Genomic DNA, 18,512 nt, shown 5'->3' on the forward strand with positions numbered 1-18,512 from the left:
TTTTTTATTTACTCTGTAGATAGTCTTGGGTGTCCTGGATTAACGCGTCGGCAATCTTGCCGGTATCCATTTTTAATTCGCCATTACGGATTGCCGTTTTCAGTTCTTCGACGCGGGCCATATTAATATCGCTGCTGCCGGAGCGGGTTAACGCCGTCTGCGCATTGCTTAAAGTCACACTCGCGCTGGTGGCGGTGGTGGTTTTTTCCGCGCGCGTTTTTTGCGCGCTGGTTTCTGGGGTTTCGCGCGGCTGTACGGTGGTGACAGCTTTCAGAGGTGATGTACGATCGATGCTCATGGTTCTTTCCTCATGGAGGCTCTGGTATGGCGCAGGCGCCGACTCTCATTAATTGTTAATTATCTATCGGCAAGCGATACAGTTTCTTTATGACGTTTATAGATTAATCAGAATATTCCCATCAGTATTGACCTGTCCGCTCACCACCTGTCCGGACGGCATTCGCACCCGCGCGCTTTGCGCCACGGCGGCATTGTTTAATGCCTGGCCTTCACTGTTGATACTGAATCCATCCCCTTGCGCAATCACCATCACCTTTTGCCCGGCTTTCACCCGCCATGACTGGCGCACCATTGACAGCTGAATGGGCTGCCCGATAGCCACGTCGCGCAGGCTGATAGCATCTTCGGCCTGCGCCAGCGTTAGCATGGTGCGAGGCGGTAATTGATCGAGCCGGCCGCGCATCAACGTCACGCTCTGCGCTTCAATCGGCGTTCCGCGCACAATCGGCGCGGCGGCAACAACGTAATCACCCATCGCCTGCACGCTGACCTGCAAATACTGTTTCGCATTCCCGCACTGCGCCAGCACCGTTAAATTTCCCCACAGGCGCGAATTCCCCGGCGTCGTAAACGCAGGCTCATCGCAGGCAAGCTTCAGATTTTGCGCATTGCGCAGGCTGACGCTGACTTCAGTGCTAAAACCGGTAAGCCGCTGGGTAAAAAAATCGGTCAACTGAGTCTGGATATCAGCCGCTTGAGCCAACGGGCCGAAGGCCAGCAGCGCTGCGGTAAATGGGGCAATGAGCTGACGCATTGAACGCTCCAGTGGATGGCGAATGTACGCATTTTACCCAACTTGTTCCGACATCAACGCAATAAATAGCGACGCATATTGCGCTTATTCCGACGATGACGCGCAGGTGCGGAGAATTAAGCTTATAGCTGAAACTTTGTCATTAGCGGAGGAGACATGCTCGATAAACTCGACGCCGCATTACGTTTTCAGCAAGAAGCTCTAAACCTGCGCGCTGAGCGTCAGGAGATTCTGGCTGCCAATATTGCCAACGCCGATACCCCGGGGTATCAGGCGCGCGATATGGATTTTGCCAGCGAACTTAAAAAAGTGATGGCGCGCGGGCGCGCGGAAAACAGCGGCGTTTCGCTGACGCTGACCTCTTCACGCCACATTCCCGCCCAGACAATCTCGACACCTGAAGCCGACCTTCTGTACCGCATTCCCGACCAGCCAGCGATGGATGGTAACACCGTCGATATGGACCGGGAACGTACGCAGTTCGCCGATAACAGCCTCCAGTACCAGACCGGGCTTACGGTTCTGGGCGGACAAATCAAGGGCATGATGAGTGTCCTGCAGCAGGGGAACTAACCCATGGCATTACTCAATATCTTCGACGTCGCGGGTTCTGCGCTTACCGCGCAGTCCAAACGTCTGAACGTGGCCGCCAGTAACCTGGCGAACGCCGACAGCGTGGCCGGGCCGGACGGGCAACCGTATCGCGCCAAGCAGGTTGTTTTCCAGGTGGATGCGCCGATTGGTGCCGCTACCGGCGGCGTGAAGGTGGCTGATGTCGTGGAAAGTCAGGAGCCCGACAAGCTGGTTTATCAGCCGGGCAACCCGCTGGCGGATGCCAAAGGTTATGTCCGGATGCCTAACGTGGACGTGGTTGGCGAGATGGTCAACACCATGTCCGCGTCGCGCAGTTATCAGGCCAACGTCGAAGTGCTGAACACCGTGAAAAGCATGATGCTCAAAACGCTGACGCTTGGACAATAAGGAGATAACCGATGTCTATCGTAGCCAATATTACCGATACCGCGAGCAGCAAGGCGGCGTCCTCATCGTCGTCGGTCAGCAGCACCGGGACCAACAGCTCCTCCGATCTGCAAAGCAGCTTTCTGACGCTGCTGGTGGCGCAGTTGAAGAACCAGGATCCGACCAACCCGCTGCAGAACAACGAACTGACTTCACAGCTGGCGCAGATAAGCACCCTAAGCGGCATTGAGAAGCTCAACACCACCCTGGGCTCCATCTCCGGACAAATCAATAGCGGCCAGTCTCTGCAGGCCGGCGCTTTGGTCGGTCGCGGCGTGATGGTCCCTGGCTCAACCATTCTTGCGGGAAAAAACAGCAGCAGCGAGAACGTGGATACCACGCCGTTTGGCATTGAACTGACGCAACCGGCTGAGAAGGTCACCGCCACCATCACCGATGGCAACGGCAAAGTGATCCGCACGCTGAATATGGGCGCGCAAACGGCAGGCGTTCATACCTATACCTGGGACGGCAAGCAGGATGATGGCTCGGCGGCGCCGGATGGCGCATACAACATCACCTTTGCCGCTAGCCAGGGAACCACGCAGATGGTGGTTCAGCCGCTGCAATTTGCTCTGGTTCAGGGCGTAACTTTGGGCAAAGACGGAAACAAACTGGATTTGGGAACTTACGGCACCACCACGCTGGATCAGGTTCGCCAGATTATTTAAGCCTTGATGCACGTCATCCTTTAAGCCACCTCGGCGTGGGCTGCGTTCATTCACCCGCCGCCTTGATGCAACTTGAAGGGATTTGCGTATCACTATTTCAGGAGAGACGTTATGGCCTTTTCACAAGCAGTCAGTGGTTTAAACGCGGCTGCCACCAACCTCGATGTTATCGGCAACAACATCGCCAACTCCGCCACCTATGGCTTTAAATCCGGGTCGGCGTCGTTTGCGGATATGTTCGCCGGCTCTAAAGTCGGTCTGGGCGTTAAAGTTGCGGGGATCACGCAAGACTTTACTGACGGCACCACCACCAGCACCGGACGTGCGCTGGACGTGGCTATCAGCCAGAACGGTTTCTTCCGTCTGGTCGATAACAACGGTGCGGTGTACTACAGCCGTAACGGCCAGTTCTCACTCGATGAGAACCGTAATCTGGTGAACTCCCAGGGGCTGAACCTGACCGGCTACCCGGCCAACGGTACGCCGCCAACCATCCAGCAGGGTGCTAACCCGGTCGCGCTGTCGATTCCGAACACGCTGATGTCGGCGAAAGCGTCGACCACCGGCACCATGCAGATGAACCTGAACTCCACCGATAACGCTATCACCAAAACCTTCAACCCAAGTGACCCGGATACCTATAACAAAAAAGGTACCGTGACCGTCTATGACAGCCTGGGTAACTCTCACGATCTGAACGTTTATTACGTGAAAACAGAAGCCAATAAGTGGGATGTTTATACGCAGGACACGAGTGTATCTGGTGCCGGATTTGCAAAAATGGCTCAGATGGAGTTTAACCCTAGCGGAACGCTGAAATCGGTAACTAGCACCGACACTGCATCGACAGCCGCAGCGATGACGGTTGATATACCTATTTTATCCCTGAACGGTTCCACTGCCGGCACCTTCAACCTCAGCTTCCTCAACTCCATGCAGCAAAACACCGGCTCCAGCGATGTGGTCGCGACCACTCAGAACGGCTACGCGCCGGGCAGCCTGGTGAGCTATCAGGTCAACGACGATGGTTCGGTGGTGGGGAACTACTCCAACCGCCAAAGCCAGCTGCTGGGCCAGATTGTGCTGGCGAACTTCTCCAACACCGGCGGTCTGCAATCGGAAGGCGATAACGTCTGGTCAGCCACTCAGTCTTCCGGCGTGGCGCTGCTGGGTACCGCGGGGACCGGTAACTTCGGTTCGCTGACCAACGGTGCGCTGGAGGCTTCCAACGTCGATCTGAGTAAAGAACTGGTGAACATGATTGTGGCGCAGCGTAACTACCAGTCGAATGCGCAGACCATCAAAACCCAGGACCAGATCCTCAACACGCTGGTTAACCTGCGTTAATTCTCTAACAGGGTGACGTCATGGATCACGCGATATACACGGCAATGGGTGCCGCCAGCCAGACCATGCAGCAGCAGTCGGTCACGGCGAGCAACCTTGCTAACACCTCCACGCCGGGCTTTCGCGCACAGTTAACCGCCATGCGCGCGGTGCCGGTCGTGGGGCCGTCCGTGGAAACACGTACGCTGGTCGCCGCTACCACGCCGGGGGCGGATATGACGCCAGGGCAACTGGACTATACCGCGCGTCCGCTGGACGTGGCGATTCAACAGGATGGTTGGCTGGCGGTGCAATCGGCGGACGGTAGCGAAGGCTATACCCGTAACGGCAACATCCAGGTCAGCCCGACGGGCCAACTGACTATTCAGGGCAACCCGGTTATCGGTGAAGCCGGGCCGCTTAGCGTACCGGAAGGCTCGCAGGTGACTATCGCCTCGGACGGCACTATTTCGGCGCTGACGCCGGGCGACCCACCGAATACGGTGTCGCCGGTTGGCAAGCTGAAAGTGGTCAAGGCAAACGCGACGGAAGTGGCGCGCGGTGACGACGGGCTTTTCCATCTCACGCCGTCGGCGATCGCCACGCGTGGGCAGACCTTACAGGCTGACCCTACGCTGCGTTTGCAGTCCGGCGTGCTGGAGGGGAGTAACGTCAAACCGGTGGCGGCAATGGCTGACATGATTGCCAGCTCTCGCCGATTTGAAATGCAGATGAAGGTTATCAGCAGCGTGGATGAAAACACGCAGAAAGCTAACCAGTTGCTGTCAATGAGCTAAGGAAAAATATGATCAGTTCATTATGGATCGCGAAAACCGGTCTCGACGCGCAGCAAACCAATATGGACGTTATCGCCAACAACCTGGCGAACGTCAGTACTAATGGTTTTAAGCGCCAGCGCGCGGTATTTGAAGACTTGCTCTATCAAACCGTTCGCCAGCCGGGTGCGCAATCATCCGAACAAACGACGCTGCCTTCTGGTCTGCAGATTGGTACCGGCGTGCGCCCCGTAGCGACCGAACGTCTGCATAGCCAGGGCAACCTGTCGCAGACCAACAACAGTAAAGACGTGGCGATCAAAGGCGACGGGTTCTTCCAGATCCTGCTGCCTGACGGTTCCTCCGGCTATACCCGCGATGGTTCGTTCCAGGTGGATCAGAACGGCCAGTTGGTGACCGCCAGCGGTTATCAGGTGCAGCCTGCGATCACCATTCCGGCCAACGCCATCAGCATTACCATTGGGCGCGACGGCATCGTCAGCGTGACCCAGCAGGGGCAGGCGAACCCGGTACAGGTGGGGCAGTTGAACCTGTCGACCTTTATGAACGACACCGGTCTCGAAAGTATTGGTGAGAACCTGTACATCGAAACTCAGGCGTCGGGCGCGCCGAACGATACCACGCCGGGCTTAAACGGCGCGGGCCTGCTATATCAGGGATATGTCGAGACCTCTAACGTCAACGTGGCGGAAGAGCTGGTCAATATGATCCAGGTACAACGCGCGTATGAGATCAACAGTAAAGCGGTGTCGACGACCGACCAGATGCTGCAAAAACTGACGCAGCTGTAACACACTGACGTCGGATGGCGCTGCGCTTATCCGACCTACGGTGTGCGAACTTGTTGGCTGGATGGCGTGGGGCCATCCAGCTAAACGCTTTAATGATTCAGAAGAAGAAAGCAATGCATAATTCTGCCGCGTTTCGTTTTCCGCTTTTAACCCTCGTCGCCATAAGCGTCGCAGGATGCGCCTTGATACCGACTAAACCGCTGGTGGAAGGGGCGACTTCTGCTCAACCGATCCCCGGTCCGGTACCGGTGGTGAACGGTTCAATTTTCCAGACCGCGCAGCCGATTAACTACGGCTATCAGCCGCTGTTTGAAGACCGTCGTCCGCGCAATATCGGCGATACGCTGACAATTGTTCTGCAGGAAAACGTCAGCGCGAGCAAAAGCTCGTCGGCTAATGCCAGCCGTGATGGCAAAACTAACTTTGGCTTTGACACCGTACCACGCTATCTACAGGGCCTGTTTGGCAATGAGCGTGCCGATGTGGAAGCGTCCGGTGGCAACACCTTTAATGGCAAGGGCGGCGCAAACGCCAGCAACACCTTCAGCGGCACGTTAACCGTGACGGTCGATCAGGTGCTGGTCAACGGCAACCTGCACGTGGTGGGTGAAAAACAGATTGCGATTAACCAGGGCACCGAATTTATTCGCTTCTCCGGGGTCGTCAACCCGCGCACCATCAGCGGCAGCAACACCGTACCGTCAACGCAGGTGGCAGATGCACGCATCGAATATGTGGGCAATGGCTACATCAACGAAGCACAGAATATGGGCTGGCTGCAGCGTTTCTTCCTTAACCTATCGCCGATGTAACGAGGTGAATTATGTTTAAAACTCTGCTAACCCTGGCGCTGGTGCTCGTCACCGGCCTGGCGCACGCTGAACGCATCCGCGATCTTACCAGCGTGCAGGGAGTCAGGGAAAACTCACTGATAGGCTACGGTCTGGTGGTGGGGCTTGACGGAACGGGTGATCAGACGACGCAAACGCCGTTTACCACCCAGAGTCTTAATAACATGTTGTCGCAGCTGGGAATTACCGTTCCGGCGGGCACCAACATGCAGCTGAAAAACGTGGCGGCAGTCATGGTCACCGCCCAGCTTCCGGCGTTTGGTCGCCAGGGTCAGACTATCGATGTCGTGGTTTCTTCGATGGGTAATGCCAAAAGCCTGCGCGGCGGCACGCTGCTGATGACCCCGATGAAGGGCGTCGACAGCCAGGTTTATGCGCTGGCGCAGGGCAACATTCTGGTCGGCGGCGCGGGTGCGGCGGCGGGCGGTAGCAGCGTTCAGGTTAACCAGCTTAACGGTGGCCGTATCACCGGCGGCGCCACCATTGAACGTGAACTGCCAACCCAGTTTGGGGCCAGCAACACTATCAATTTACAGCTCAACGATGATGACTTCACGATGGCGCAGCAGATTGCCGACACCATCAACCGCCGTAGCAGCCTTGGCAATGCCACTGCGCTGGATGCGCGTACCGTACAGGTTCGTGCGCCAACCGGCGGTAGCGGGCAGGTACGTCTGTTGGCAGATATCCAGAACCTGGAAGTCGGCCTGGCGCCGCAGGATGCGAAAATCATTATTAACTCGCGTACCGGTTCAGTGGTCATGAACCGCGAAGTGTCGCTGGATAGCTGTGCGGTGGCGCAGGGCAACCTGTCGGTCACCGTCAACCGCTCCGCGCAGGTTAACCAGCCGGATACGCCGTTTGCCGGCGGGCGAACCGTGGTGACACCGCAAACGCAGATTGATTTACGTCAGAGCGGCGGTTCATTGCAGAGTATTCGCGCCAGCGCCAATCTCAACAACGTTGTTCGGGCGCTGAATGCGCTGGGCGCAACGCCTATCGATCTGATGTCGATAATCCAGGCGATGCAGAGCGCCGGTTGTCTGCGGGCGAAAGTGGAGATTGTCTAATGCTGACTGACAGCAAATTACTGGCGAGCGCCGCCTGGGATTCACAGTCGTTAAACGAGCTGAAGACCAAAGCCGGGCAAGATCCGCAGGCTAACCTGCGGCCGGTGGCGCGTCAGGTCGAAGGGATGTTCGTGCAGATGATGCTGAAAAGCATGCGCGAAACGCTACCGAAAGATGGCCTTTTCAACAGCGACCAGACCCGGCTCTACACCAGTATGTATGACCAGCAAATCGCCCAGCAGATGACCGCTGGCAAGGGCTTAGGCCTTGCAGAGGAGATGGTTAAACAGCTGTCAGCCCAGCAGCAGGAGCCTGCGGAAAACGTGGGCCAGGTCCCGATGAAGTTCGATATGCAGACCATCACCAGCTACCAGAATGCGGCATTAACGCAGATGGTACGCAAAGCGCTGCCAAAAGCGCCGGACAGCAGCGATACGCCGCTGTCCGGCGATTCGAAGGACTTCCTCGCCCAGCTTTCTCTGCCCGCGCGTCTGGCGAGCGAGCAGAGCGGGATCCCGCACCACCTGATTCTGGCGCAGGCCGCGCTGGAGTCCGGATGGGGGCAGCGGCAGATCCGCCGGGAAAACGGCGAGCCGAGCTTCAACCTGTTTGGTGTTAAAGCCTCTGGTGACTGGAAGGGTAAAGTCACCGAAATCACCACAACCGAATTTGAAAATGGTGAGTCGAAAAAGGTCAAAGCCAAATTCCGCGTCTACAGCTCGTATCTGGAGGCGCTGTCCGATTATGTCGGTCTGCTGACGCGTAATCCGCGCTATGCGGCGGTGACGTCGGCCTCGACGGCGGAGCAGGGGGCGCAGGCGTTGCAGAACGCCGGGTACGCCACCGATCCGCAGTATGCGCGCAAATTAACCAGCATGATTCAGCAGCTAAAATCGATGAGCGAAAAGGTCAGTAACACTTACCGCAACGATCTCGAAAATCTGTTCTGATTTGCCTCAAGTTTGTAGTCCGCCATCCGATAAGTATTACCATGGCCTTAAGAAGGAGCGTTCATGTCCAGTTTAATTAACAGCGCGATGAGCGGGCTGAGTGCCGCCCAGTCAGCGCTGAACACCACCAGTAACAACATTGCTAGCTACAACGTAGCCGGATACACCCGCCAGACGACGGTGCTGGCTTCAGCCAACAGTACGCTTGGCGCAGGCGGTTGGGTGGGGAATGGCGTCAACGTTACCGGCGTACAGCGTGAATACAACGCCTTTATCACTAACCAGCTGCGGACGGCGCAAAACCAGAGCAGCGGTTTGACCACGCGTTACGAGCAGGTGTCGAAAATCGACAGTATGATCTCCAGCTCGACCAATAACCTGTCGACGACGCTGCAGGGCTTTTTCAGCAGCTTGCAGACGCTGGTCAGTAATGCGGAAGATCCGGCGGCACGTCAGACCGTACTGGGCAAAGCGGACGGTGTGGTAAACCAGTTTAAAGTCGTCGACCAGTATCTGCGCGATCAGGATAAGCAGGTCAATCTGTCGGTCTCCTCTACGGTTGCGCTGGTCAATAACTACTCTTCACAGATTGCCAGCCTGAACGACAAAATCGCGCGTTTAACCGGTGTGGGAGCAGGTGCATCGCCGAACGATTTGCTCGACCAGCGCGATCAGCTGGTAAGCGAATTAAACAAGCTGGTGGGCGTTGAAGTTAACGTCCAGGATGGCAGCACCTACAACATCACCATGGCCAACGGCTACACCCTCGTGGCCGGCAGTAAAGCGAGCCAGCTGGCGGCGGTGCCGAGCAGCGCGGATCCAAACCGCACCACCGTGGCCTATGTCGATAACGTTGCAGGTAACGTTGAAATCCCGGAGAAATTGCTGACCACCGGTTCGCTGGGCGGTTTGCTGACCTTCCGTTCACAGGATCTTGACCAGACGCGCAACACCCTGAACCAGATGGCGCTGGCCTTTGCCGATGCGTTTAACACGGTGCATCAGCAGGGCGTTGATGCTAACGGTGATCCGGGCGAGAAGTTCTTTGATTTTGGTAAGCCTTCCTCCATCGCTAACAGCAAAAACAAGGGTGATTTTGAGCTGGACGTGAAGATGACCAAGTCTTCCGACGTGCAGGCCACCGACTACAAAGTGGTGAAAACAGACAGCGGCTGGGAAGTGACGCGCCTGTCTGATAATACCAGTGTGACGCTGGATAGTAGCACGAGTGAACTTGCCAGCGGCGTGCTGAAATTCGACGGCTTGACGGTGACAGCTCAGTTGAAAACGGACGGCTCTAAACCTGTTGCAACGGGTGACAGCTTTATCGTCAAACCGGTGAGCGACACTATCGTCAATATGGATGTGGCTATCAGCAGCGAATCCGAAATTGCGATGGGGCTGCCGAATAGCGATCCGAATTCTACCGATAAAGGTGAAGGCGAAAGCGATAACCGTAACGGTCAGGCGCTGCTGAATCTGCAAAACAGCAAAATTGTCGGCGGCTCAAAAAGCTTTAACGATGCCTACGCAGCGATGGTGAGTACTATCGGCACCAAAACGGCGACCCTCAAAAGCAGCAGCACGACTCAGGCAAACGTGGTGACGCAGTTGAGCAATCAGCAGCAGTCGATCTCTGGCGTCAACCTCGACGAAGAGTACGGCAACCTGCAGCTGTTCCAACAATACTATCTGGCCAATGCGCAGGTGCTGCAAACCGCAAGCACTCTCTTTGACGCATTAATTAACATCCGCTAAGGAGAGGGAATAGCATGCGCGTCAGTACCTTAATGATGTACCAGCAGAATATGGGGGGTATCACGAACTCTCAGTCTGAATGGTTAAAGTACGGTGAGCAGATGTCGACCGGCAAGCGGGTGAACCGCGCCTCAGACGATCCCGTAGCGGCTTCCCAGGCGGTTGTGCTGTCGCAGGCGCAGGCGCAAAACGCCCAGTTCGCCACAGCCCGTACCTTCGCCACCCAGCGCGTCTCAACGGAAGAGAGCACCTTAAAGCAGGTGACTACCGCAATTCAATCGGCGCAAGAGAAGATTGTTTATGCCGGTAACGGCACGCTCAGCGATGACGACCGCGCATCGCTGGCCACCGATCTACAGGGGATTCGCGATCAGCTGTTGAACCTGGCGAACAGCACTGATGGCAATGGTCGCTATATCTTTGCGGGCTATAAGACGGATACGCCACCTTTTGATTCTAAAGGGCAATATGTGGGCGGTGATATCAACGTTGAGCAGCAGGTCGACTCTTCGCGTTCTATGGTGATTGGTCATACGGGGAACCTGATCTTTGATAATGTTACCAGTAATGCCAAACCGAACGCCGAACAGAATATTTTTACCGCGCTCGACAATGCTATTACCGCATTGAACGTTCCGGTGGCTGATGCCGATGATACAGAGAAAGACGCGGCTGCGGCGGTGATTGACAGCACCAACCGTAGCCTGAGCAACTCGTTGAACAACGTACTGACCGTACGCGCCGAACTGGGGACCCAGCTTAACGAACTGGACAAACTGGATGCTTTGGGCGATGACCGCGCGCTGGCGCAAACGCAGCAGATGAGTAACCTGGTGGATGTGGACTGGAACTCGACGATTTCCAACTACACCATGCAGCAAACGGCGCTGCAGGCGGCTTATAAAGCGTTTACCGATATGCAAGGTATGTCGCTGTTCCAACTGAATAAATAATAACATAAGGTTTGAACATATCTGGAAACTGGATATGTTTTTATCGCCCGCGTCATTACCCCGTCGCGGGGGTTTTTTCATCGTTTAACGTGCGCTCAGCGCGGCGTTGCGCAGACGATACGTCTCGCTAACCCGAATAACGAAAGCCGCCAGACCCGCCACCGTCGCCAGTGCGACAACGCCTTCCCAACCTGCCTGCGAGTAGACCTGCGTCCCGAGGACCGACCCTAGCGACATACCGATAAATACTCCGGTAAACAGCAGCGCATTCAGGCGACCACGAGCCTGCGGCTCAAGGCTATACACCAGGTTCTGGTGGGCGACCAGGCTTGACTGCAAGCCGAGATCAAAGCCCACGGCGGAGACGGCAATCAATACCAGCTGTGCCATCGGCGGCAGGACCGGGAGCAGGAACATCAGGGCAAATGAGACGCTTACCAGCGCGGCACCTAACTGGGTGACTTTTTCCGCTCCGACTTTATCTGCCAGGCCGCCCGCCAGCGGTGCGGCTAATGCCCCCGCGGCACCGGCGATGCCAAAACCACCGGCTACCGCGCTACCCATGTGATAATGCTCAGCCAGCATCACTGCCAGCGTAGACCAGAAGGCGCTAAAGGCGATAGAGAGAAACCCCTGTGCCATCGCGGCGCGACGTAGCGTCGGATAGCGGCGCCACAGATGCGCCATCGACACCATTAGCGCCGGGTAACGCAGCTCTGAGTGGGCGGTAAAGTGCGGCAGTACGCGCCACATTAGCCCCCCAATTAAAGCAATACTGACGGCTGCGGCCTGGTACATCACGCGCCAGCCAAACAGTTCGCCAACCACGCCGCTCACGGTCCGTGATAGCAAGATCCCCAGCAGCAGACCGGTCATCACCGTACCCACCATTTTCCCCTGTTTACCCGCCGGGGCCAGAATGGCGGCTGCGGGCACGATATCCTGCGCCATGGTCGCCGCCATACCAATCAGCAGGCTCACCGCCAGTAGAGAGTGAAATTGTTGAGTCAGGCTGTAAATCAGCAGTAATACCGCCAGCGCCAGGCTTTTGAATAAAATCAGCGAGCGACGGTCGTAGCGGTCGCCAAGCGGCAAAAGGAACAAAATACCTAATGCATAACCGGCCTGCGTCAGCGTGGGTATTAAGCCCATGCCCTCGACGCTCAGGTTTAAGGTCGCGCCCATCAGCGGTAGCAGGGGCTGGGCGTAGTAAATGGCGGCGACGCTGAACCCTGCGCCGAGTGCCAGGATAAAAATCAGCAGACCAGCGGTCTGTGACGATGTAGTGGGTGTTGTCATTTGTTTATCCTCAACGGTGTATGGGACGCATTTTCCGTCTCTTCGGACTGGAGCGGTAGCCGTCGTGGTGGTAAAACAGTTATACGTTTGACGTATAGGCAATAAGTTAATGAAAAGAAATGAGCGTATAGATCGCGTTGAGCTGATGCGCACCTTCATTCGCATTGTGGAGTCGGGATCGCTGTCCGCTGCCGCCCGGCAGATGGAAACCACGCAGGCGACGATCAGCCGCCGGTTACAGTCGCTGGAAGAGATGCTGGGCGCAAAGCTGCTGCTGCGTTCAACTCACGCGATGAAGCTTACCGACGATGGTGAGCGCTGCTATCAGCACGCGCGGCAGGTGGTGGAGTCGTGGCTGGCGCTGGAAGATGCCCTGCAGTTAACCGATGAGCAGCCGGTGGGGACGCTGCGGGTGCGAGCGCCCCATGCCTTCGGGCAGCAGCAGTTGCTGATACCGCTGATAGGCTTCCTGGCGCGCTATCCTCAGCTTTCCGTGGAATGGATGCTGCACGATAAGGCCGTTGATTTTATCAGTGACAATATCGACTGTGCGATTCGCGTGGGGGCGGAAGTTGACCCGGCAACCGTAACGGTGCTGCTGGCTGAGGTTCCTCGTTGTATCGTCGCGTCACCGGAATTGCTGAGTCGTTTTCCAGATGTGACGCAGCCGGAGTCATTATCGGCACTGCCGTGGATTGCCATCAGGACGTTTTACCAGCATGAGGTCGTGTTGCGCCATGCTGGCAGTGACCAAACGGCAAGCGTGGCGATAGCCTCGCGGTTGAGTACGGATAGCCTGTACGTGGCGAAAAACGCGGCGCTCGCAGGTGTGGGGGTAGCGGTAGTCTCGAGCTGGACGGTCGAGGAAGAGATAGCTAACGGAACGTTGATTGAGCTATTGCCGCAATGGCAGGCGGCACCGCTGCCGGTACATTTGGTCTATCCGTGGGCGCGCTACTATCCGGTGCGGCTGCGTAAATTTCTCGACCTGATGCGTGAAGCGATGCCGCAGATAGCGGGGATGCGGCTGCCAGGAAAAGGGTGATGACCGCCTGAACAGCAGTGCGGTTTTGGGCATAAAAAAATCGGCCGCTGAGGGCCGATTTTTATCACGCTAAGTTCGGATTATTCAGCCGACTGCGGGCGCGTTGGTTCAGCCGTTGCTGAATGCGTTGCGCTATGACCGCCTGCGGAGCCTTTACCTTCGAAGCCGAAGGATGGGCGAACCCATTCGCTGTGACGCGGCGCTTCTGGCACGTAGTCTGGCGCTGGGGCACGAGTCATTGGCGCTGTCGCATGGCTAACGGCAACGGTAGCCGCTACCGGCTCAGCAACCACCGGTTTTGGCGCAGCAGGCGCTGCAACCACTGGAGCCTGGACCACAGGTTCTTCAACCACAGGTGCTTCAACGACAGGAGCTGGCGCAACCGGAGCTTCAACCACCGGGGCGGCCTCAACGACTGGCTCGATGGCAACCGGAGCTTCAACGGCCTGCTCTGGCACTTCAACCGGCGCTGGAGCTTCTACCTGAGCGACTGGCGCAGCTTGTTCAGCGACAGCAGCGACAGGCTCTGCAACTACTTCCGGCTCAACGATTTCCGCTGGCTGTACTGGCGCCTCAACGGCTACCGGCTCGGCGGCAACAATCGGTGCAACAGTTTGCTCTACGGTTTCAACCGCGGCTGGCTGCTCAATTACTTCCTGCTCAACTGGCGCATCAACGACAGCCTGATCCTGAACCGGGGCAACCGGGTAGCGGATCCACACTTTACCAGAAGCCATTTCTGGCGACGCACAGGCGACGGTCAGCGGCATTGGGGACTGTGTTGGATAACGCTCATCGCGGTAACGACGACGACGCTGGCCGCTTACGCGCAGATGGCGCGGAGAACGACGTGAACGACGAGGCATACCATTGTTGTCACGCGCTTCACCGCTGTCATCCTGCTCAGCATGAGCTGGCGCATCAACTACGGCTGGCAGGTCAACTTTCGCCAGTGCAGTACGCGGTGCTTCCTGCTGCGGTTCATCTTCAGCGATGAATTCACGAGCGGCGGTCTGCTCTGCGGTTTCAATACGCACTTTCTGCGACAGCTGACGCGGCTTACGACGCGGCATATTCTGTACGCGATCTTCCGGTGCAACTTCCTGAGCAACAACGGCTTCTTCGCGATTCAGCGGTTTCGCTTCCTGCTGCGTCTGACGTTTATCGTCATTACGGCGACGGTTACGTTCGCGGCGTGGCTGCTGCTCGTCACGGGACTTCGCTTTGTCGCTGTCATCAACAACGGCAGCGGCCTGCTGGCGGTTTTCACGCGCTTCGGACGACTGCTGTGGCTTCTCACGGCGATTACGACGATTGTCCTCACGGCTTTCGCGATTTTCACGCGGCTCACGGCCTTCAGCATTCTCGTTGCGATCGCTGCGGTCGTTACGGTCGTTACGGTCATTGCGGTCGTTACGACGGTCATTACGGTCGTTGCGATCATTACGGTCGCGACGGTTGTTCTGACGCGGTTTACGACGATCCTGCTGGCGATCCGTTTTCGTTTCCTGCTGTTTTTCCGGCTGAGCTTCAACCGGCGCCTCTGGAGCACCTGCAAACAGGTTTTTCAGTGCAGCAAAGAAGCGGGAAATCAGACCTGGTGCGGCAGGGGCAGCAGCAACGGCGGCTTTCGCTTTCGGTGCAGCAGCGGCTGAACTTTCCGCAGCCGGAGCAGGTGGAATTTCCGGCATGACGAAGGTTGCCAGTGCAGGCTGTTCAGGCATTTTACGCTCGGCGACTTCTTCATCGACCGGCAGTGCCATCTCTTCTTCATGCAGTTTAGGCAGCAGATAGCTCAGCGTGGTGGTCTCTTCGCCTTTACGCACGCGCAGTACGGAGTAGTGCGGCGTTTCCATCTGGTCGTTCGGCACGATGATGCAGCGCACGTCGGTCTGACGGGATTCAATGGCGGTTACCGCTGCACGCTTTTCGTTCAGCAGGTAAGAGGCAATTGGCACTGGGACAATTGCGTGAACCTCTTTGGTGTTCTCTTTCAGCGCTTCTTCTTCGATCAGACGCAGAATAGAGAGCGACAGGGATTCGTTGTCACGCACGGTGCCGGTGCCGGAGCAACGCGGGCAGACGTGGTGGCTGGACTCACCCAGCGATGGGCTCAGGCGCTGACGGGACATCTCCAGCAGGCCAAAGCGTGAAATATGGCTAATCTGGATACGCGCACGGTCCTGGCGTACCGCTTCACGCAGACGGTTTTCTACCGCGCGCTGGTGGCGTACCGGGGTCATGTCGATGAAGTCGATAACGATCAGGCCACCGAGGTCACGCAGACGCAGCTGACGGGCAATTTCATCGGCTGCTTCAAGGTTGGTGTTGAACGCCGTTTCTTCGATGTCGCCGCCGCGGGTTGCGCGAGCGGAGTTGATATCGATGGCGGTCAGCGCTTCGGTGCTGTCGATAACGATAGAACCACCGGACGGCAGGCGAACTTCACGCTGGAAGGCGGATTCGATCTGCGATTCAATCTGGTAGTGGCTGAACAGCGGGATTTCACCGGTGTACAGTTTGATTTTGCTGCTGAAATCCGGACGGCCCAGCGCAGAAATGTGCTGACGTGCCATTTCCATCACTTTTGGGTTATCAATCAGGATTTCGCCAATGTCCTGGCGCAGGTAGTCGCGGAAAGCGCGAACGATAACGTTGCTTTCCTGGTGAATCAGGAATGGAGCAGGGCGGCTTTCAGCGGCTTTCTGGATAGCTTCCCAGTGCTTCATGCGGAAGCTTAAATCCCACTGTAACGCTTCGGCGGATTTGCCCACGCCTGCGGTACGTACGATTAAGCCCATGCCGTCCGGCAGTTCAAGACTGGCCAGCGCTTCTTTCAGTTCGGTACGGTCGTCACCTTCGATGCGACGAGAGATACCGCCCGCACGCGGGTTGTTTGGCATCAGTACCAGGTAACTGCCCGCGAGGCTGATAAAGGTGGTCAGCGCAGCGCCTTTATTGCCGCGTTCTTCTTTATCAATCTGAACGATAACTTCCTGACCTTCGCGCAGCACGTCTTTGATGTTTGGACGGCCATGCGAGTTGTAATTAGCTGGGAAGTATTCGCGAGCGATTTCTTTGAGGGGGAGGAAACCATGACGCTCGGCGCCGTAATCAACAAATGCGGCTTCGAGACTTGGTTCAATACGGGTAATTTTGCCTTTGTAGATGTTCGCTTTTTTCTGTTCGTGTCCTGGGCTTTCAATATCCAGATCGTACAGACGCTGCCCATCAACAAGGGCGACACGCAACTCTTCCTGCTGAGTTGCGTTGATTAACATTCTTTTCATCGTAACTTACTCATTATTCTTACATTGACGACTAAGCTGCGAGCAGAGTATTGCCTTTCCGGGGTAAACCGATGGCCTCGTGACTATTCACGTCGCCAACCTCACGGTTGTCGCTCGTTTAAGAGGCGCAGAGTGTCGGTAGCCTGTGTTTCAAACGGAACCACAGCGCAATTATTTGGGGAACAACCTGGGATAACTCTCCAGAGAAGATTCCATTTATACTCGTCATCTTTTAGAGGCTAGAGGTCTTAGCATCTTACTTGCGTAAGCACGGATGTTTCCCGTTGCGCTTTCTGTCTATCATCTAAAATTCGTACAGTATATGTACCGGTAAGGACTGCAACCCGCAGCCCGCTAACTGTTTGAGCGATCAATACGTCTTACGCCATTGCTGCGTGGATGATCAAACAAACAAAACTGGTCATTCCGTAAATGTCCTTGTTATTCCAGGTTCAACACGGAAAACGACTTCATTATTCCTTGCTAACCTAGTTATAGCAAGATGACTTTCACCTTTTATCACCCGGTTACTCACAGTTTCTTCACCAGTCCGATGAGATTGTTCTAATAACAAACAACTCGCGGCGTAAAGCACCAGAAGAAAACAGGTCATGCTAAATATAAGCATAGAAAAATGAGTGGCGCTATTGAGCGGGGGTATTTAGAATCGCGCACCATGAAAACTGAGACTCCAACCGTAAAAATGATTGCCATCAGCGCTGATGAAGCCGGGCAACGAATTGACAACTTTTTGCGCACCCAGCTGAAGGGCGTGCCGAAGAGTATGATTTACCGCATCCTGCGTAAAGGCGAAGTGCGGGTGAACAAAAAACGCGTCAAGCCAGAATACAAACTGGAAGATGGCGATCAGGTTCGCGTGCCGCCGGTTCGCGTGGCCGAGCGTGAAGAAGAGGCGGTATCGCCGCATCTGCAGAAGGTGGCCGCGCTGAGTGACGTGATCCTCTATGAAGACGATCATATTCTCGTACTCAACAAGCCATCGGGCACGGCGGTTCACGGCGGCAGCGGGTTAAGCTTCGGCGTGATTGAAGGGCTGCGTGCTCTGCGTCCGGAAGCGCGCTTCCTTGAACTGGTTCACCGTCTTGACCGCGATACCTCTGGTGTCCTGCTGGTGGCGAAGAAGCGCTCGGCGCTGCGTTCGCTGCACGAGCAGCTGCGCGAGAAGGGTATGCAGAAAGATTATCTGGCGCTGGTGCGCGGGCAGTGGCAGTCGCACGTGAAAAGCGTCCAGGCACCTTTGCTGAAAAATATTCTGCAGAGCGGCGAACGTATTGTGCGAGTGAGCCAGGAAGGCAAACCGTCGGAAACCCGCTTTAAGGTGGAAGAGCGTTATGAACACGCCACGCTGGTTCGCTGTAGCCCAGTGACCGGACGTACCCACCAGATTCGCGTGCATACGCTGCATGCCGGTCATCCTATCGCGTTCGACGATCGTTACGGTGACCGCGAGTTCGACAAGCAGCTGGCAGGCACCGGGCTTAATCGCCTGTTCCTGCATGCCGCCGCGTTGAAATTCACCCATCCGGGAACCGGCGAGGTGATGCGCGTCGAAGCGCCGATGGATAACGTTCTTAAACGTTGCTTGCAGGTGCTGCGCAACCAAAAATAAAAAAAGC

General features: G+C 56.3%; 17 protein-coding genes. 13 read left to right on the forward strand and 4 right to left on the reverse strand.

All coding sequences use genetic code 11. The annotated features are described in order from the left end of the window. Window positions 1-4 precede the first annotated feature (4 nt). Window positions 5-298 carry a flagellar biosynthesis anti-sigma factor FlgM gene (gene flgM, locus LZ634_RS08500; RefSeq protein ID WP_234503946.1) on the reverse strand — a complete coding sequence of 98 codons (294 nt, stop codon included), beginning with the start codon at window positions 296-298 and terminating at the stop codon, window positions 5-7. 96 nt (window positions 299-394) lie between these two features. Then, complete coding sequence (gene flgA, locus LZ634_RS08505) at window positions 395-1,054, reverse strand: flagellar basal body P-ring formation chaperone FlgA (RefSeq protein WP_234503948.1); 660 nt, start codon at window positions 1,052-1,054, stop codon at window positions 395-397. A 156-nt stretch (window positions 1,055-1,210) separates the two neighbouring features. Between flgA and flgB the strand changes: the two genes are divergently transcribed. From flgB to flgL, 11 genes are all read left to right on the forward strand, one after another. Then, window positions 1,211-1,627: a flagellar basal body rod protein FlgB gene (gene flgB, locus LZ634_RS08510; RefSeq protein ID WP_234503951.1), complete on the forward strand. Its 417-nt coding sequence runs from the start codon at window positions 1,211-1,213 to the stop codon at window positions 1,625-1,627. Between the two features lie 3 nt (window positions 1,628-1,630). Then, window positions 1,631-2,035, forward strand: a complete 405-nt coding sequence (gene flgC, locus LZ634_RS08515) for a flagellar basal body rod protein FlgC (RefSeq protein ID WP_035894207.1) — start codon at window positions 1,631-1,633, stop codon at window positions 2,033-2,035. Between the two features lie 11 nt (window positions 2,036-2,046). Then, a complete protein-coding gene (gene flgD, locus LZ634_RS08520; RefSeq protein WP_234503953.1) occupies window positions 2,047-2,745 on the forward strand; it encodes a flagellar hook assembly protein FlgD in 699 nt (232 codons plus the stop codon). A gap of 111 nt (window positions 2,746-2,856) precedes the next feature. Further along, entirely contained in the window at window positions 2,857-4,092 is a 1,236-nt protein-coding gene (gene flgE / locus LZ634_RS08525) for a flagellar hook protein FlgE (RefSeq protein ID WP_234503954.1), read from the forward strand. 20 nt (window positions 4,093-4,112) lie between these two features. Then, window positions 4,113-4,868: a flagellar basal body rod protein FlgF gene (locus tag LZ634_RS08530; protein ID WP_234503955.1), complete on the forward strand. Its 756-nt coding sequence runs from the start codon at window positions 4,113-4,115 to the stop codon at window positions 4,866-4,868. Window positions 4,869-4,876: 8 nt separating this feature from the next. Next, a complete protein-coding gene (gene flgG, locus LZ634_RS08535) occupies window positions 4,877-5,659 on the forward strand; it encodes a flagellar basal-body rod protein FlgG (protein WP_052285574.1) in 783 nt (260 codons plus the stop codon). A gap of 113 nt (window positions 5,660-5,772) precedes the next feature. Continuing rightward, window positions 5,773-6,471, forward strand: coding sequence for a flagellar basal body L-ring protein FlgH (locus tag LZ634_RS08540; protein WP_234503956.1), 699 nt, complete (start codon window positions 5,773-5,775; stop codon window positions 6,469-6,471). Window positions 6,472-6,482: 11 nt separating this feature from the next. Continuing rightward, entirely contained in the window at window positions 6,483-7,580 is a 1,098-nt protein-coding gene (locus LZ634_RS08545) for a flagellar basal body P-ring protein FlgI (RefSeq protein WP_234503957.1), read from the forward strand. Beyond that, entirely contained in the window at window positions 7,580-8,530 is a 951-nt protein-coding gene (flgJ, locus tag LZ634_RS08550) for a flagellar assembly peptidoglycan hydrolase FlgJ (protein WP_234503958.1), read from the forward strand. The genes LZ634_RS08545 and flgJ overlap by 1 nt, the downstream gene beginning before the upstream one ends. A gap of 63 nt (window positions 8,531-8,593) precedes the next feature. Continuing rightward, window positions 8,594-10,288 carry a flagellar hook-associated protein FlgK gene (gene flgK / locus LZ634_RS08555; protein WP_234503961.1) on the forward strand — a complete coding sequence of 565 codons (1,695 nt, stop codon included), beginning with the start codon at window positions 8,594-8,596 and terminating at the stop codon, window positions 10,286-10,288. A gap of 14 nt (window positions 10,289-10,302) precedes the next feature. Then, entirely contained in the window at window positions 10,303-11,241 is a 939-nt protein-coding gene (gene flgL, locus LZ634_RS08560) for a flagellar hook-associated protein FlgL (protein ID WP_234503965.1), read from the forward strand. 84 nt (window positions 11,242-11,325) lie between these two features. Here the strand turns inward: flgL and LZ634_RS08565 are convergent, their stop codons facing one another. Continuing rightward, entirely contained in the window at window positions 11,326-12,768 is a 1,443-nt protein-coding gene (locus LZ634_RS08565) for an MFS transporter (RefSeq protein WP_414467732.1), read from the reverse strand. Here LZ634_RS08565 and LZ634_RS08570 point away from each other — a divergent pair. After that, the gene (locus LZ634_RS08570; RefSeq protein ID WP_234503970.1) at window positions 12,650-13,585 is read left to right on the forward strand and encodes a LysR family transcriptional regulator; all 936 of its coding nucleotides are present in this window, start codon (window positions 12,650-12,652) and stop codon (window positions 13,583-13,585) included. The two genes, LZ634_RS08565 and LZ634_RS08570, sit on opposite strands and share 119 nt — an antisense overlap. Window positions 13,586-13,665: 80 nt before the next feature. On the opposite strand, the gene rne is transcribed toward LZ634_RS08570, so the two are convergent. Then, complete coding sequence (gene rne, locus LZ634_RS08575; RefSeq protein ID WP_234503973.1) at window positions 13,666-16,875, reverse strand: ribonuclease E; 3,210 nt, start codon at window positions 16,873-16,875, stop codon at window positions 13,666-13,668. Between the two features lie 676 nt (window positions 16,876-17,551). Between rne and rluC the strand changes: the two genes are divergently transcribed. Further along, complete coding sequence (gene rluC / locus LZ634_RS08580; protein ID WP_234503975.1) at window positions 17,552-18,505, forward strand: 23S rRNA pseudouridine(955/2504/2580) synthase RluC; 954 nt, start codon at window positions 17,552-17,554, stop codon at window positions 18,503-18,505. Window positions 18,506-18,512: the final 7 nt, after the last annotated feature.

The organism is Kluyvera intermedia, from assembly GCF_021440345.1.
Lineage (GTDB): Bacteria > Pseudomonadota > Gammaproteobacteria > Enterobacterales > Enterobacteriaceae > Kluyvera > Kluyvera intermedia_A.

What these genes read in the sequence shown, in the direction of transcription:
- flgK (WP_234503961.1), top strand. Translation starts at nt 8,594, where the DNA reads ATGTCCAGTTTAATTAACAGCGCGATGAGCGGGCTGAGTGCCGCCCAG.
- flgE (WP_234503954.1), top strand. Translation starts at nt 2,857, where the DNA reads ATGGCCTTTTCACAAGCAGTCAGTGGTTTAAACGCGGCTGCCACCAAC.
- LZ634_RS08540 (WP_234503956.1), top strand. Translation starts at nt 5,773, where the DNA reads ATGCATAATTCTGCCGCGTTTCGTTTTCCGCTTTTAACCCTCGTCGCC.
- flgJ (WP_234503958.1), top strand. Translation starts at nt 7,580, where the DNA reads ATGCTGACTGACAGCAAATTACTGGCGAGCGCCGCCTGGGATTCACAG.
- LZ634_RS08570 (WP_234503970.1), top strand. Translation starts at nt 12,650, where the DNA reads ATGAAAAGAAATGAGCGTATAGATCGCGTTGAGCTGATGCGCACCTTC.
- rluC (WP_234503975.1), top strand. Translation starts at nt 17,552, where the DNA reads ATGAAAACTGAGACTCCAACCGTAAAAATGATTGCCATCAGCGCTGAT.
- flgM (WP_234503946.1), bottom strand. Translation starts at nt 298, where the DNA reads ATGAGCATCGATCGTACATCACCTCTGAAAGCTGTCACCACCGTACAG.
- LZ634_RS08545 (WP_234503957.1), top strand. Translation starts at nt 6,483, where the DNA reads ATGTTTAAAACTCTGCTAACCCTGGCGCTGGTGCTCGTCACCGGCCTG.
- flgA (WP_234503948.1), bottom strand. Translation starts at nt 1,054, where the DNA reads ATGCGTCAGCTCATTGCCCCATTTACCGCAGCGCTGCTGGCCTTCGGC.
- flgB (WP_234503951.1), top strand. Translation starts at nt 1,211, where the DNA reads ATGCTCGATAAACTCGACGCCGCATTACGTTTTCAGCAAGAAGCTCTA.
- flgC (WP_035894207.1), top strand. Translation starts at nt 1,631, where the DNA reads ATGGCATTACTCAATATCTTCGACGTCGCGGGTTCTGCGCTTACCGCG.
- rne (WP_234503973.1), bottom strand. Translation starts at nt 16,875, where the DNA reads ATGAAAAGAATGTTAATCAACGCAACTCAGCAGGAAGAGTTGCGTGTC.
- flgL (WP_234503965.1), top strand. Translation starts at nt 10,303, where the DNA reads ATGCGCGTCAGTACCTTAATGATGTACCAGCAGAATATGGGGGGTATC.
- flgG (WP_052285574.1), top strand. Translation starts at nt 4,877, where the DNA reads ATGATCAGTTCATTATGGATCGCGAAAACCGGTCTCGACGCGCAGCAA.
- flgD (WP_234503953.1), top strand. Translation starts at nt 2,047, where the DNA reads ATGTCTATCGTAGCCAATATTACCGATACCGCGAGCAGCAAGGCGGCG.
- LZ634_RS08530 (WP_234503955.1), top strand. Translation starts at nt 4,113, where the DNA reads ATGGATCACGCGATATACACGGCAATGGGTGCCGCCAGCCAGACCATG.